9 protein-coding genes are annotated in these 15,412 nt (G+C 71.6%); 5 read left to right on the plus strand and 4 right to left on the minus strand.

What is annotated here, in order from left to right; translation table 11 throughout:
- Positions 1-21 precede the first annotated feature (21 nt).
- From IF655_RS29100 to IF655_RS29115, 4 genes are all read left to right on the plus strand, one after another.
- Positions 22-939 carry an ABC transporter permease gene (locus tag IF655_RS29100; protein ID WP_199588138.1) on the plus strand — a complete coding sequence of 306 codons (918 nt, stop codon included), beginning with the start codon at positions 22-24 and terminating at the stop codon, positions 937-939.
- Positions 932-1,798 (plus strand): ABC transporter ATP-binding protein, encoded by an 867-nt coding sequence (locus IF655_RS29105; RefSeq protein ID WP_199588139.1) that lies wholly within the window; start codon positions 932-934, stop codon positions 1,796-1,798. The genes IF655_RS29100 and IF655_RS29105 overlap by 8 nt, the downstream gene beginning before the upstream one ends.
- A 149-nt stretch (positions 1,799-1,947) precedes the next feature.
- Entirely contained in the window at positions 1,948-4,152 is a 2,205-nt protein-coding gene (locus IF655_RS29110; RefSeq protein ID WP_199588140.1) for a CDP-glycerol glycerophosphotransferase family protein, read from the plus strand.
- The gene (locus IF655_RS29115) at positions 4,149-5,807 is read left to right on the plus strand and encodes a glycosyltransferase family 2 protein (protein WP_199588141.1); all 1,659 of its coding nucleotides are present in this window, start codon (positions 4,149-4,151) and stop codon (positions 5,805-5,807) included. Before IF655_RS29110 ends, IF655_RS29115 begins: the two co-directional genes overlap by 4 nt.
- A gap of 76 nt (positions 5,808-5,883) precedes the next feature.
- Here the strand turns inward: IF655_RS29115 and IF655_RS29120 are convergent, their stop codons facing one another.
- The 4 genes from IF655_RS29120 to IF655_RS29135 all read right to left on the minus strand — a co-directional run bounded on the left by IF655_RS29120 (position 5,884) and on the right by IF655_RS29135 (position 14,300).
- Positions 5,884-7,359 carry a hypothetical protein gene (locus IF655_RS29120; protein WP_199588142.1) on the minus strand — a complete coding sequence of 492 codons (1,476 nt, stop codon included), beginning with the start codon at positions 7,357-7,359 and terminating at the stop codon, positions 5,884-5,886.
- A 227-nt stretch (positions 7,360-7,586) separates the two neighbouring features.
- Entirely contained in the window at positions 7,587-12,545 is a 4,959-nt protein-coding gene (locus IF655_RS29125) for an NAD-glutamate dehydrogenase (protein ID WP_199588143.1), read from the minus strand.
- Between the two features lie 471 nt (positions 12,546-13,016).
- Positions 13,017-13,685, minus strand: a complete 669-nt coding sequence (locus tag IF655_RS29130; protein WP_199588144.1) for an HAD family hydrolase — start codon at positions 13,683-13,685, stop codon at positions 13,017-13,019.
- Positions 13,686-13,787: 102 nt separating this feature from the next.
- Positions 13,788-14,300: a hypothetical protein gene (locus IF655_RS29135; protein ID WP_199588145.1), complete on the minus strand. Its 513-nt coding sequence runs from the start codon at positions 14,298-14,300 to the stop codon at positions 13,788-13,790.
- Between the two features lie 315 nt (positions 14,301-14,615).
- Here IF655_RS29135 and IF655_RS29140 point away from each other — a divergent pair, with 315 nt between their 5' ends.
- Positions 14,616-15,410 (plus strand): Rv3235 family protein, encoded by a 795-nt coding sequence (locus IF655_RS29140; protein WP_242488983.1) that lies wholly within the window; start codon positions 14,616-14,618, stop codon positions 15,408-15,410.
- Positions 15,411-15,412 lie beyond the last annotated feature (2 nt).

Consider the following 15,412-nt stretch of genomic DNA (forward strand, 5'->3'; position numbering starts at 1 on the left):
CCCCGAGCGAAAGCAGCGGATGTGAGCCAGGTCCTCGACACACCGCCCCCGACGCGGGTCCCGGCCGACGACACCGACCTCGCGGCCCTGGCCGCCCGGCACGGCCTCACGGTCAGCGGCGCCCGCCCCTCCGTCCCCGCCTACGTCCGCCAGTTGTGGGCGCGGCGCCACTTCATCACCGCGTTCGCCACCGCCAAGCTCACCGCCCAGTACAGCCAGGCGAAGCTCGGCCAGGTCTGGCAGGTGATGACCCCGCTGCTGAACGCGGCGGTCTACTACTTCATCTTCGGCGTGCTGCTCGGCACCAAGCACGGCGTCCCGGACTACATCCCGTTCCTGGTCACCGGCGTGTTCGTGTGGACGTTCACGCAGAGCTCGATCATGGCGGGCACCCGGGCCATCTCCGGCAACCTCGGTCTGGTCCGCGCCCTGCACTTCCCGCGCGCCGCGCTGCCGATCTCGTTCTGCCTCCAGCAGTTGCAGCAGTTGCTGTTCTCCATGGCCGCGCTGCTGGTCATCCTGCTGTGCGCGGGTGTGCCGGTGTCGCTGTCCTGGCTGCTCGCGATCCCCGCGCTGTGCCTGCAGTTCACGTTCAACGCGGGCGTGGCGATGGCCATGGCCCGGCTCGGCGCGAAGACCCCGGACATCGCCCAGTTGATGCCGTTCGTGCTGCGCACGTGGATGTACGTCTCCGGCGTGATGTGGAGCATCAGCAGGCTCACCGAGGACAAGGGGCTGCCGCACTGGCTCGTCGTCGCGCTGGAGACCAACCCGTCCGCCGTCTACATCGACCTCATGCGGTTCGCGCTGATCGACAGCTTCCACTCCAGCCAGCTCCCGCCGCACGTGTGGGCGGCGGCGATCGGGTGGGCCGTGGTCGCCGGGATCGGCGGATTCATCTACTTCTGGAAGGCTGAGGAGACCTACGGCCGTGGCTGAGCAGACCGACGCGCAGGAGCAGGTCTCCGCGCACAGCGAGAAGATCCCCACCGTCGTCGCCGACCGGGTGGACATCGTCTACCGGGTCAACGGCACCGGCGCGGGCCGTGGTTCGGCCACCGCCGCCCTCAACCGCATCCTGCGCCGCGAGCAGGCGGAGAAGGCGGCGGGCGTGCGCCGCGTCCACGCGGTCAAGAAGGTGTCCTTCGTCGCGTACCGGGGCGAGGCCATCGGTCTGATCGGCACCAACGGCTCGGGCAAGTCCACCCTGCTCAAGGCGGTCGCGGGACTGCTCCCGGTGGAGAACGGACACATCTACACCGGCGGCCAGCCCTCCCTGCTCGGCGTCAACGCCGCCCTGATGAACGACCTGACCGGCGAGCGCAACGTGCACCTCGGCGGACTGGCGATGGGCATGTCGCGCGAGCAGGTCCGGGAGCGCTACCAGGACATCGTCGACTTCTCCGGGATCAACGAGAAGGGCGACTTCATCACGCTCCCGATGCGGACGTACTCCTCCGGCATGGCCGCCCGGCTGCGCTTCTCCATCGCCGCCGCCAAGGACCACGACGTGCTGCTGATCGACGAGGCGCTGGCCACCGGCGACCGCTCCTTCCAGAAGCGCTCCGAGGCGCGCATCCGCGAGCTGCGCAAGCACGCGGGCACGGTCTTCCTGGTCAGCCACAACAACAAGTCCATCCGCGACACCTGCGAACGGGTGCTCTGGCTGGAACGCGGCGAGCTGCGCATGGACGGACCCACCGAGGAGGTACTCAAGGAGTACGAGGCTTTCACGGGTGACAAGGGCGACAAGAAGGCGAAGAAGCCCGCGCCCAAACCCGCTCCCGCGAAACCATAGGCACCGGGAAGCCGTCTTCCGGGGTAAGAGGGGGTGAAGGCGCCGCGCCTCCGTTGACCCCGGTCGCGATTATCCCTTTCATCGCTCTAATGACAGTATGTTATGAAAGGTGCCCTCTCTGAGACGACGAGCCGAAGGAGTCCTCCGCGATGCCTCACCTCAGCCTGATCGTCTACGGGCCGAACACCCAGGGGCATCTGACGGAGCTGCTCGACTCGCTGGCGACCCACCCGCTCCCGGACGCCGAGGTGATCGTCGCCGCCGTCGGTGACTGGGCCCGGGAGACCGCCGAGGGGCACACCCCCGAGACGGTCACCGTGCCGCTGCCCGAGGGCACCACCGACGCGGCGGCCCGGGCGGCGGGCGCCGCGCGGGCGCGGGGACGCTGGCTGCAGTTCGTGCACGCCAAAGACGGCGTACCCGCCGGAACGCCCCGGCTGGTCGCCGAACGCACCGCCGAACTCGACCGCAGCGGCGAACACGCCGACGTCCTGCTCCTCGACCACGTCACCACCACCTGGCGCACCACCGCCGCCCCCTCCCGCGACGGCCGCGTCCTGGCCGCCGCCGGGCGCTCCGTCCTCACCCTGGACGAGAACCCCGCTCTGCTGCGCCTGGAGCCCCTGCTCGGCACCCACGTGCTCAGCGCCGCGTTCTGGCGGGCCCACGAGGACGCCCTCACCGCCGACGACGAGGCACGCGCCGCCCACACCGCCCTGCTCCGCGCCGACCGTGTCGCCTGCCTCAACCAGGTGGCGTACGAGAACCGCGAGCTGCGCCCGGAGAGCCTGCCGCCGCTCGCCCCCGAGTCCCGGCTCGCGCTGGTCGACCGCTACGAGTCGCTGCTCCCGCTCACCGAGGGGCGCCGCGCCGTCCGCGCGGTGCTCTACGACCTGATGGTCCGTGACCTGCTGCGCACCTTCGCCCGCGAGGACATGCCCGAGCCGATCGCGCGCGCCTTCTTCGCCCGCGCCTCGCAGGCAGCCGTCCGCTGGCGCCCCGAGGGCCACCGGCGCCCGAGCGGTCTTGAGGGCGTACGCCACACGCTGCTCGAAGAGGGCGCCTACACCCGCTACCGCGCCTTCCAGGCAGCCAACCGCACCCGGCGCGCCGCCAAGAAAGCCGTCCGCGCCCGCAAGCGCCAGGCGGGCGCCAAGCTCCGCGACCACTACTACCGCAGGGCGCTCGCCCGCCCCGTCGACCCCGACCTGGCCGTCTTCTCGGCGTACTGGGACCGGGGCGTGGCCTGCAACCCTGCCGCCATCGCCGCCAAGCTCGCCGAACTCGCCCCGCACATCCGCCCGGTGTGGGTGGTGAGCAAGGAGAACGAAGCCCTGCTGCCCGCCGGCACCGACCACGTCATCCCCGGCACCCGGAGCTACTGGGAGACGCTGGCCACCGCCAAGTACCTGGTCAACAACGTCAACTTCCCCAACGCGGTGGTCAAACGACCCGACGCGATCCACCTCCAGACCCACCACGGCACCCCGCTCAAGCGCATGGGCCTGGACCAGCGCGACCACCCGGCCGCCGCCCAGGGTCTGGACTTCGCCGCCCTGCTGTCCCGCATCGACAAGTGGGACTACAGCGTCAGCGCCAACAGCCACACCACCCGCATGTGGGAGCGCGCCTACCCGGCCCGCTACACCTCGCTGGACCACGGCTATCCGCGCAACGACGTCTTCTACACCGCGACCGCCGCCGACGTGCGCGCCGCCCGCGAACGCCTCGGCATCCCGCCCGGCCGCACCGCCGTCCTCTACGCGCCCACCCACCGCGACTACGAAGCCGGGTTCACCCCCCGCCTCGACCTCGCCACCCTGGCCGACCGGCTCGGCGAGGACACCGTCCTGCTGGTGCGCGCCCACTACTTCTACGGAGGCGCCGCCTCCCCGCTCAGCGGACTGCGCCGCTCGGGGCGGATCATCGACGTCTCCTCCTACGACCCGGTCGAGGAGCTGTGCCTCGCGGCGGACGCGCTGGTCACGGACTACTCCTCGATCATGTTCGACTACGCCAACCTGGACCGCCCGGTCGTCGTCTACGCCGACGACTGGGAGACCTACCGCACCACGCGCGGCGTCTACTTCGACCTGATGGCCGAGGCGCCGGGGCACGTCGCCCGCACCCAGGAGGAGCTGACCGAGATCCTCACCTCCGGCGCCTGGCGCGACGAGAACGCGGCGAAGGCACGCACCGCCTTCCGGCGCCGGTTCTGCGAGTTCGACGACGGCCGCGCCGCCGAGCGCGTCGTGCGCCGGGTGTTCCTCGGCGAACCCGAGGAGGCGCTCCCGCCCGTGCTCCCGCTGGAGGAACGCACCCCCGCCCCGACCCCCGAGGAGGCCCAAGGATGACGACCCCCGATGTCACGGTCACCGTCATCAGCTACAACGACGCGGCCCGGCTGCCCCGCGCGGTCGCCTCCCTGCGCGCCCAGACCCACCGGAACATCGAGATCGTCATCAGCGACGACCACTCCACCGACGACACCCCCGAGGTGGCCAGGCGGCTCGCCGCCGAGGACTCCCGCGTCCGCTATCTGCGGCTGCCCGAGAACAGCGGCGGCTGCAGCGCCCCGCGCAACCGCGCCATCGACATCGCCCGCGCCCCCTATCTGATGTTCCTCGACAGCGACGACGAACTCCCGCCCCGCGCGGTCGAGTCGCTCCTCGCCGCGCACCGCGAACGCGAGGTCGACTTCACCATGGGCGCGGTGACCCGGGTCCGCGTGGACAGCGGACGGCGCACCACCTGGATGCCCCACCTGGTCGGCGAGCGCCGCACCCTGGACGGCATCACCGCCGACCCCCGGCTGCTCTTCGAGCACCTGTCGACCAGCAAGATGTACGCCCGCGCCTTCCTCGACCGGCACCAACTGCGCTTCCCCGAGGGCATCCACTACGAGGACCAGCTCTTCTCCGCGCAGGCGTACTGCCTGGCCGAGGCGTTCACGATCATCCCGGACCCGGTCTACACCTGGTACATCGAGCCGTACGCCGCCGCCGCCTCCGCCTCCATCTCCAACCAGCGGCACAAGATCTCCAACGTGGCCGACCGGGTGCACGTCCAGCGCCTGATCGACGACTTCCTGGTGGAGAGCGGGCACGCGGGGCTGCGCGAGGACAAGGACTACAAGTTCCTCAAGCACGACTTCCGGATGTACGCGGGCGACCTGCCCTACCGCGACGACGCGTGGCTCTCCGCCTTCGCCGAGATCATGAACCCGTACCTCGACAGCCTCGCCGACGGCGCCTTCACCCGGCTCCCCCGGCCCGAACGGGTCGTCCTGGAGCTGCTGCGCGAGGGACGCCTGGATGACCTCCGGCTCGCCGCGCGCGGGCTGGGCCAGCCGGTGGCGCCGAGGGAGGTCACCACCGACGACACCGGCACCTACTGGGGCGGTGCGGTGCCGTCCTCCGCGCGGGGGCGGCGCGAGCTGGACGTGTCCGACCTGGACCTGGAGACCCGGCCGTTCCCCAGCGCGTACTTCCGCCACGAGATCACCGAGCTGACACCCGGTCCCGGCGCGACGCTCACCCTCACCGTGCGGACCTACGACCCCGGACTGCGGCTGCCCGTCGGACCGCAGCGGGCGGGACTGCTGCTGACGCCGGGAAAGCGGCGGATGACGGTGCCGTTCCGGCTCGATCCGGTCCGGCCCGGTGTCTTCGAGGGACGGGTGCGGGTGGATCTGAGCGAGGCGCGACTGCCGGTGCAGGGCTTCGCGGGGGTACGGCATCCGCTGGTCCGGCTGCAGCAGCAGGGGCTCGCCAACGGGGGGCTGCTGCTGGCTCCGCTGTCTTTTCCCTCGTTGACGGCTCGGGTGGAGTACCGGTCGGGTGCGGCGCCGCACGAGGTGGTCGTGGAGCCGGAGGGGCGGGGGGCGGGGCGGTTGCAGGTGCGGTGGCGTCCGGTGGGGGCGTCGTTGCTGTTGCGGCGCGTTGTGCGGCGGGTTGATCATCCCCGGGTTCGGGGGGCGGCGCGGCTTGTGTCGAGTGTGCTGCGGTGAGTTTTCGGGCGCGGGTGCGTTGTGGCTGGTCGCGCAGTTCCCCGCGCCCCTAAAAGACTCACGGCTTCCCCTCGTATCAAGGCTCGACCTTGTACAGGACCTGGTCTCCCGGTCCTCTCGTCACCTCTTTCAGCCAGGGTTCCGCCGTGTCCGGTGAGCCGATCACCCAGTGGACTCCGTACCGGCGGGCTATGGCCAGGCGGGTCGCGGAGTCGGTGGTGGGGGCGTAGTAGCGGGTGACCGCCTGGTCGCGACCCGTTTCGTCCGGGAGGAAGAAGTCGGGGTAGCCGGGGGCGACGGTGTAGGGGCCGTAGGCGGGGATCTGGCGGGACGGGGTGGTGCGGGCCATCACCACGTCGCCGTAGCGGACCCAGGGGGTGATCCAGTGGTAACCGACCCACGGGGTGCGGTACTTGGCGGCGACGGGAGCCGGGAGGTCGTTCCGGTCGATCACATAGCCGAGCGTGCCCGCCTGCGCCCACGCGCCGACCGCGAGGGCGATGCCCAGCAGGCACGCCCAGAGCAGCCGTACCCCCCGGCGTGACGCGGAGACCGTCTCCAGCGCTGCCGCGAGCTGGGCCGGGATCAGGGCGGCGGGCAGGGCGCGTCCCCAGGAGTAGTGGCCGGTGAGACCGCCCGCCGCGAAGAGCAGCGCGCCGAGGACGAAGAAGAGGACCAGGACGTCCCGGTGGTCGCGGCGCCAGCGGAACACCAGGGCGACCACGCCGAGCAGGACCAGTCCGAAGCGGGGCAGCAGGTCGCTGTAGAGGGGGCGGTGGATCGCCTCCAGGTCGGCGCCCGCCGAGAACAGGGCGAAGAAGTCGTAGTACGGCCAGAGCGCGAGCAGCAGGACGCCCGCCACCAGTGCCGCGCCGAGGCGCAGCAGGGTCGCGCGGGCGGGGCGCGCCGCGAGGACCACGGCGAGGGCGCCGAGGGAGGCGACCACGCCGGAGAACTGGTGGCACAGCAGGATCAGCGCCCACAGGAGCCCGAGTCCGATCCAGGCGGGCCACCCGGTGTCGGCGCGCAGCGCCCGGGTGAGCCACGCCCAGAAGTGGAAGGAGAGCCCGAGCGCGAGCACGCTGGGGTACGAGACCGTCAGGGCAAGGGAGTTGAGTCCGAGGAAGCCGCTCCAGTTGAAGACGTCCGGACCCCACAGGAAGACCACGCAGAGGATCGCGAGCGCGGGGGCGGCGCGGTGGGCGCTCAGGGTGCGGACGTAGCTCCAGACGCCGGTGAAGAGCAGCGCGAGTCCGACGAGGGCGCCGATGCGGAGCACCACGAACACCGACAGACCCGTGACACGGGCGAGGAGCCCGAGCAGCAGCATCCACGGCGAGTAGTAGGGGCTCGGGGTGTCGGCGTCGACCAGCGGGTTGCCCGGGTTGAGCAGGCTGTGGCGCAGCCGCTGCACGGTCGCCGCGTGCATCCCGAGGTCACCGGCCCAGGGCAGCCGGACGATCACCAGGAGCATCAGCACGGTGACGAGCGCGGCGGCGGCCCAGGGCAGCGCGCGCCCCGCGCTCGCCGGGCTAGGCGGGGCGGCGCGCATCGGGCCGGGCCTCGGTGCGGTTCAAGGTCACAGGCACGAGCCAGACCCTATCCGAAAGGGACCGATTAGCAGGAAACGGTAAATACGCCACAGGTTTTTCCCTAGGCGGAGGCAAGAACCCGAGCGGGGCGGAGACCCGGATGCGGGGCGGAACACGGGTGCGCCGCGGAAACAAGGATGCCCCGGAACCGTTTCTCCGGTTCCGGGGCATCCTGTGTCTCCTCGCGTCAGGAGTGCGTGCGCAGCAGCGTCCGCATCGTGCGCATCGCCACCGAGAGGTTGGCGAGGTCGAACGCGTCCGAGCTACGGATCTCCTCCAGGGTGGAGCGCGCCCGGCTCAGGATCGGCGCGTTCTTCTCCTCCCACGCCTTGAAGCGCTGCTCGGGCGTCGAGGTGCCGTTGCCCACCGCGAGCACGTCCGCCGTGAGGGCGGCGTGGGCCGCGTAGAGGTCCTCACGGATGGAGGCGCGGGCCATGGACTGCCAGCGGTCCGCGCGGGGCAGCTCGATGATGCGGTCCATGAGCTGCGTGATGTACAGCCGGTCCGCGAGGTCGTAGTAGACCTCGGCGACGTCGAGCGGCTCCTTGCCCATGCGGTCGGCCACCGAGACGATGTCCAGCGCCGGGAAGGCGGAGGAGAACCCGGCGACCCGCGTGGCGAGTTCGTCCGGGACACCGGCCGCGGACAGCTCGTCGTACACGTGCTGGTACCACTCCAGGTCCGCGCCGCGCAGCAGCTTCGGCATCTGCTGCCAGACCTGCTCGACGCGCGCCGCGAAGAACTCGACGGTCTCGGCGAGCTGGAGCGGCTGCGGGCGGTTGTTGAGCAGCCAGCGGGTGCCGCGCTCGACGAGGCGGCGCGAGTGCAGCCGGATGCGGGTCTGGACGGCCGCGTCGACCTTGTTGTCCAGCTCCTCCACCGCGTCCCACACCGGCGCCGAGCAGAAGATCGCGCGGGCCGCGGTCTGGGCGCGGACGATCTCCTCCAGGGAGGCGCCGGTCTCCTCGCGCAGCCGGTGCAGATAGGTCGTACCGCCCGTGTTCACCGTGTCGTTGACCAGGACGGTCGTGGTGATCTCGCGGCGCAGCGGGTGGCTGTCGATGGACTCCGCGAACCGCTCGCGCAGCGCCGACGGGAAGTAGGCGTGCAGCAGGGTGCGCAGGTAGGGGTCGTCGGGCAGCGAGGTGCGCAGCAGCTCCTCGGCGACCGTGATCTTCGTGTACGCCAGCAGGACGGCGGTCTCGGGGCTGGTGAGCCCCTGCCCCTGGGCCAGCCGCTCGCGGATCTGGCGGTCGGTGGGCAGGAACTCCAGCGCCCGGTCGAGGTGACCCTCGCGCACCAGGTGGCGGATGAAGCGGGCCTGCGCGTGCAGCATGTCCTTGGACTGCGCCAGCGCGTTGGCCAGCGCGGTGTTCTGCGCGTAGTTGTTGCGCAGGACCAGGGAGCCGACCTCGTCCGTCATCTCCGCGAGCAGCTTGTTGCGCTGCTTGACGGTCATGTCGCCGTCCGTGACCAGGCCATTGAGCAGGATCTTGATGTTCACCTCGTGGTCGGAGGTGTCCACACCGGCGCTGTTGTCGATCGCGTCGGTGTTGATCCGGCCGCCCTGGAGCGCGAACTCGATGCGGCCGAGCTGGGTCAGACCCAGGTTGCCGCCCTCGCCGACGACCTTGACGCGCAGGTCGGCGCCGTCGACGCGGATGGCGTCGTTCGCCTTGTCGCCGACGTCCGCGTTGGACTCCGCCGAGGACTTCACGTACGTGCCGATGCCGCCGTTCCACAGCAGGTCGACCGGCGACTGGAGGATCGCCTTCATCAGGTCGGCGGGGGTCATCTTGGAGATCTTCTCCTCGATGCCCAGCGCCTCACGGATGTGGCTGTTGAGCGGGATCGACTTGGCGCTGCGCGGGAAGATCCCGCCGCCCGCCGACAGCAGCGAGGTGTCGTAGTCGGCCCAGCTCGAACGGGGCAGCTCGAACAGGCGGCGGCGCTCGGCGTAGCCGGTGGCCGCGTCCGGGTTCGGGTCGATGAAGATGTGCCGGTGGTCGAAGGCGGCGACCAGGCGGATGTGCTCGGAGAGCAGCATGCCGTTGCCGAACACGTCACCGGACATGTCACCGATGCCGACGACCGTGAAGTCCTCGGACTGCGTGTCCACGCCCAGCTCGCGGAAGTGCCGCTTCACGGACTCCCAGGCGCCGCGCGCGGTGATGCCCATGCCCTTGTGGTCGTAGCCCGCCGAGCCGCCGGAGGCGAAGGCGTCCCCGAGCCAGAAGTCGTACTCCCCGGCGACGCCGTTGGCGATGTCGGAGAACGTCGCGGTGCCCTTGTCGGCGGCGACGACCAGGTAGGTGTCCTCGCCGTCGTGGCGGACCACGTCCTGCGGCGGGACGACCTCGCCGGCCACCATGTTGTCGGTGATGTCGAGCAGCGCCGAGATGAACGTCTTGTAGCTGGCGATGCCCTCGGCGAGCCAGGCGTCCCGGTCCACGCTCGGGTCGGGGAGCTGCTTGGCGACGAAGCCGCCCTTGGCGCCGACCGGCACGATGACGGTGTTCTTCACCATCTGCGCCTTGACCAGACCGAGGATCTCGGTGCGGAAGTCCTCGCGCCGGTCCGACCAGCGCAAGCCCCCGCGCGCGACCTTGCCGAAGCGCAGGTGCACGCCCTCGACACGCGGCGAGTACACCCAGATCTCGTACGCCGGGCGCGGCGCGGGCAGGTCCGGGATGGCGCGCGGGTCGAACTTCATGGAGACGTAGTCGTGCGGCTTGCCGCCCTCGGTCTCCTGGAAGAAGTTGGTGCGCAGGGTCGCCTTGATGACGGTCAGGAAGGAGCGCAGGATGCGGTCCTCGTCCAGGCTCGCGACCTGGTCGAGCGCGGCGTCCAGCTCCTCCAGGAGCGCGTCGGTGATCTCAAGACCGGCGGTCTGCCGGTCCGGGGACATCCGCGCCTCGAAGAGGGAGACCAGGAGCCGGGTGGTGTGGACGTTGTTGCGGAGGGTGTCCTCCATGTAGTCCTGGCTGAAGGTCGAGCCCGCCTGGCGCAGGTACTTGGCGTACGCGCGCAGCACCATCGCCTGCCGCCAGGTGAGACCGGCGCTCAGGACGAGGGAGTTGAAGCCGTCGTTCTCCGCCTGGCCGGTCCAGGTCGCGGCGAACGCCTCCTGGAACCGCTCGCGGCCGTCCTCGCCGAGGTGGTCGCCGCCGCCCGCGGGGCGCGGCATCCGCAGACCGAAGTCGTAGACCCAGGCGGTGGTGCGGTCGGCGCGGCGCAGCTCGTAGGGGCGCTCGTCGACGACCTCGACACCGAGCCGGTTGAGGACCGGCAGCACGGCGGAGAGGGAGACCGCGTCGCCCGTGCGGTAGATCTTGAAGCGGCGCTCACCGGGGGCGGCGCCCACCGGCTCGTACAGGCTCAGCGCGAAGTCGCCGCCGTCCTCGCCGTCCTTGCCGTCCTTCTGCTTCAGCCGCTCCAGGTGGACCAGGTCGGCGACGGCGGCGCGCGGGGTGTGGTCGGCCTTGTAGCCCTCGGGGAAGGCATTGCCGTGCTGGTAGCGGCGCAGCAGCTCGGCGGCGCGCTCCTCGCCGCACTCGGCGTTCAGCGCCTCGGTGAAGCCGTCCGCCCAGGAGCGGGTGGCCTCGACCAGGCGGACCTCGATGCGCTCCTTGTCGGCGTCCGACAGCTCGGGCAGCTCGGTGCCCTGCGGGACGCGGACGACGAAGTGCAGCCGGGAGAGGATCGACTCGGTGTTCCAGGCGGTGAAGTCGACGCTGGTGCCGCCCAGCTCCTCCTTGAGGATGTCGATGATCCGCAGCCGGACGCCGGTGGTGTAACGGTCGCGCGGGAGGTAGACGAGGGCCGAGTAGTAGCGCCCGTACTCGTCCTGGCGCAGGTAGAGCCGCAGGCGGCGGCGCTCCTGGAGGTAGAGCACGCTGGTCGCGATGGACTGCAGCTCGTCGACCGGGGTCTGGAACAGCTCGTCGCGCGGGTAGGTCTCCAGGATCTGGAGCAGGTCGCGGCCGTCGTGGCTGTTGGGCGAGAACCCGGCGCGCTCCAGGACCTCCTCGACCTTGCGGCGGATGACCGGCACCCGGCGCACCGACTCGGTGTACGCGGCGGAGGAGAACAGGCCGAGGAAGCGGCGCTCGCCGACCACGTTGCCCTGGGCGTCGAACTTCTTGACGCCGATGTAGTCCAGGTAGGACGGGCGGTGCACGGTGGCGCGGCTGTTGGCCTTGGTCAGCACGAGCAGACGGTGCTCGCGGGCCTTGGCGCGGGCGTCGGCCGGGAGCCGCTCGAAGGAGGGGCTGACCGGGTGCTCGTCCTGCTCGGAGTGGTGCGGGTCGGAGCGCAGGATGCCGAGTCCGGTGCCGGGCACGGCGCTGAGCGAGTCGTCGCCGCGGAGCTGGTACTCACGGTAGCCGAGGAAGGTGAAGTGGTCGGCGGCGAGCCAGCGCAGCAGCTCGCGCGCCTCCTCGGCCTCGGGTCCGGGCAGGTCGGCGGGGCGGGGCTCGCTCTCCAGGCCGTCCGCGATGCGGATCGCGGTCTCCCGCATCTTCTCCCAGTCCTCGACGGCCTCACGGACGTCGGACAGGACGCGGAGCAGGTCGGCGGAGATCTGCTTGAGGTCGGCGCGGTCGGTCTCGCGGTCGATCTCGACGTGGATCCAGGACTCGACGTGCGCGTCGTGGGGCAGCTCGGCGCCGGGTGCCGGCTTGGGCAGCACCTCGATGAGCTTGCCGGTGACGTCCCGGCGCACGACGAACTGCGGGTGGATCACGACGTGGATGCCGCGGCCCTGACGGGTCAGCTCGTTGGTGACCGAGTCGACCAGGAAGGGCATGTCGTCGGTGACGACCTCCACGACGGTGTGGCTGCACGTCCACCCGTTCTCTTCCACCGTCGGGGTGTGCACCCGCACGCTGGCGGTGCCCTGGGGGCGGTTCTCGGCGAGCCGGTAGTGGGAGAGCGCGGCACCGAAGGCGTCGACCGGATCGCGGTCGGTGAGGTCTTCGGGGGCCGTGTGCAGGTAGTAGCGCTGGAGGAACGCGAGCACGGACTCGCTGTCGGGGGCCTCGCTCGTGGTCCCGGTCGGTAGGTGCCCCCCGACCGGACTGTTCTCAGCTACCCGGGCCGCCCGATCGAGCAGCTCGGCCTTGGCTTCGTCCAGCTTGGTCTGCATTGTCCTCTGGCTCCTGTCGCGCGCCGTTGCGTGACGTAGAAGGAAGTACGGTCTCTTTCCCTCCGGTATGACGCCACGGCCCGGGGTGTCCGGTCCGTTCCGACGCTATGCCGCGAGGTGAGATGGGCGGGAGGAATTCGGCCATTGTCGACGCGTCTGTCGGGTGCGACGCTGCGCCCAGTGCCGACGTGTCCCGTGCCGTTCCCGGCGTCCTGGAGGCTTCGGCGCCTCTGTCGCGCCCGCGAAGACCAGCGACCGCCGCCCGGTCACGGAGGTGTTCCGTGCGAACCGGGCGCAGGGCAGGGGCGGTGACGCCCCCGCGAGATATCGCGCTGATCACGCCACAAGGCTATCGCTCCTGACCCCGGGCCCGTCATGAGCCGTATGTGTACAAAACCGGGGGGTGAAGTTTGACGTTCTGCACAGCGGCATCGGCGCCGGGAGCGGGCTATGCCCGGGCCGGGAGCGGGGCTATGCCGCTATTCGGTGCGCCTCTTCGACCGCCTCGGCCAGGGTGTCCACCACCGGCACACCCGCCTCGCGGAGACTGGCCGGACCGTGGGAGCCGCCGGTGTACAGCACCGCCCGCGCGCCCACGTGGCGGGCCGCCAGGGCGTCGTCCACCGCGTCGCCGATGACGACGGTGCGCTCGGGTGCCACCAGGTCCTCCAGCGACGTCAGGTGGCGGACCATGTGCTCGGCCTTGGAGCCGCCCGAAGGACCCGTACGCCCGTCGATCCGCAGGAAGTGGGACTCGATGCCGAAGCCGCGCACCAGCGGCAGCAGCTCCTCGTGGCCGTACATGCTCAGCAGCGACTGGCTGTGCCCCGCCGACCGCCAGCCCGCGAGCAGGTCGGCGGCGCCCTCGGTCAGACCGCAGCGCGTGCGCCACTGGGTGTAGTGCCGGTGGAAGGCGCCGTCCATCACGTCCCACTCGGCCTCGGTCGGCAGCCGGCCGAGCAGCCGCTCGTAGAACTTCGGCACCGGGACGCAGTACAGCGCCCGGTACGTCTCCAGCGTGATCGGCTCAAGACCCAGCTCGGCGAACGCCGCGTTCGTCGCCCCGATGATCGCGTCGATGTCGTGGAACAGGGTGCCGTTCCAGTCCCAGACGATGTGCGCGTTCCCCTGCTTCCCCATGTCCGAAACCGTACCCACTCCCACTGACAATCGGACATCGGCGGTGTATCGCCGCAGGTCAGGTGGGGGTCAAGGCGAGGTCAGGCGGAGGTCGGGGCGGGGTCAGGACTCGCTTACGAGGGCGGGGATCTCCTGGGTCGCGTACCAGAGCAGCTCGTGGTGGTCGGCCGTCTCCACCGCCGCCAGGTCGTGGTCGTCCCCGGCGTCCGCCTCCGCCAGCGCCGCCGCGGCAGCGGCCACGTCCGGCTCGGCGTCCTCGGCGTCGGCGTGCACCGCTGCCGCCTTGGCGAGCGGCACCTCGGCGGTGACCATGACCTCGCCCAGCTCGGCCGGCTCCGCGTCCTGGTCGGAACCCGGCTTGACGGCGCGGTCCGGCACGTCGGCGGCGACCACGACCCGGCGCGGGGTGGCCGACTGGTCGGCCGCGAGCAGCCGCAGCGAGGCGAGGGCTGCCTGGCCGAGCGCCGCGTACTCCAGCTCCTCCAGGTCCTCCGAGCCGCACCACTGGCGCAGCTCGGGCGTGACGGCGTAGGCGACGAAGGAGCCGGTGCCCAGCACCCCCGTGCGGTGCGCCTCGGCGAGCCCGGGCAGGGTCAGGGGTACGTAGACGCGCATTCCGGCCGCTCATTTCCTGGTCAGAGGCTCTGCTGAAAGGGCCTCCAGAATACGTGCGCCCGTCCTCTTTCGGGCGCCCGCCCACCTGCCCGGAGGCGTCCACCCCACGCCCTCGATGTCACCCGGTCCCGCCCCGAGCCCTCGGGCTTTCCGCCCCGCGCCGTCACCCGGATAAGTGAACCTTCCTGCCCTCCGCCACGACCCCCGCCCTCCTTGCCGACCCCGCACCCACCCCCGTACAAGATCCCCACCACCGAGTTACCGCCCGGTATCCCGGGCCGCTCCCGAACGGGACCCCCCCACATGAACAAGGTCATGAGCCGCAAACCCCACCCCCGCCACCGCCCTCCGACCCGCCACGACCCCCGCCGCCCCGGCTCACCCCCACCCCGCACCCCCCTGCGCCCCCGCCCGGAGGCGACGACGGACCGGGGCGTGACCGGCGCCTCGGAGCCCCTGGTGACCCCGCGCACGGCCCGGGAGACGGCGGCCCACCTGGACGCCCCGGCGCCCGGCAAGGCGGCGCACGCGGGGAACCCGACGCCTGACACGACGCCCTGCCCGGCCACCCCGGCGCCCGACCGCGCCGCCCCATCGGGCGCCGTAGCCCCCGGCGGGGCTGCCGGGGCACGCCCCACGACCCCCGCGACAGCAGCACAGCCGCCTCGGGTGCCCCGGCCAGGTGCGGCAGTGCCCGGCACCACCGCAACAGCCCCCCGGCCGGTCCTCAGCCCCCCGACCTCCGCCCCCACCGACCGGCCACGCCCCCAGCCCCGCCCCACCGACCTCTTCGCCGACCGTCTCGTAGCCGTCCTGAGCGGGCAGCGCCCCGTGCACTGGATGCTGCGGCACACCGCCGGGCAGGCGTACGACGATCTCGCGCGGCTGGCCGAGCGGAATCCGTTGCGGGCGCCCGGGGTGCGGCCCGTCGTCAGTGATCTCGGGTACTTCGTACCGAGGGACGGCGCGCTGGAGGTGTTCGCGCGGATCGCCGCCGGGGACCGGCTGCGGGCGCTGGCGTTCCGGCTGGAGCGGGGGCGGGATCTGCGCTGGCGCTGCACCGCCGTGGAGCTGGCGGGCCCCCGCCCCGCGCGCGGGGACACCGGCTGAAC

This window comes from Streptomyces sp. DSM 110735 (assembly GCF_016482685.1).
Classification (GTDB): domain Bacteria; phylum Actinomycetota; class Actinomycetes; order Streptomycetales; family Streptomycetaceae; genus Streptomyces.

Excerpts from the sequence above, each read along its gene's own strand:
- IF655_RS29135 (WP_199588145.1), bottom strand. The coding sequence starts at position 14,300 with ATGCGCGTCTACGTACCCCTGACCCTGCCCGGGCTCGCCGAGGCGCAC.
- IF655_RS29115 (WP_199588141.1), top strand. The coding sequence starts at position 4,149 with ATGACGACCCCCGATGTCACGGTCACCGTCATCAGCTACAACGACGCG.
- IF655_RS29140 (WP_242488983.1), top strand. The coding sequence starts at position 14,616 with ATGAGCCGCAAACCCCACCCCCGCCACCGCCCTCCGACCCGCCACGAC.
- IF655_RS29125 (WP_199588143.1), bottom strand. The coding sequence starts at position 12,545 with ATGCAGACCAAGCTGGACGAAGCCAAGGCCGAGCTGCTCGATCGGGCG.
- IF655_RS29130 (WP_199588144.1), bottom strand. The coding sequence starts at position 13,685 with ATGGGGAAGCAGGGGAACGCGCACATCGTCTGGGACTGGAACGGCACC.
- IF655_RS29120 (WP_199588142.1), bottom strand. The coding sequence starts at position 7,359 with ATGCGCGCCGCCCCGCCTAGCCCGGCGAGCGCGGGGCGCGCGCTGCCC.
- IF655_RS29110 (WP_199588140.1), top strand. The coding sequence starts at position 1,948 with ATGCCTCACCTCAGCCTGATCGTCTACGGGCCGAACACCCAGGGGCAT.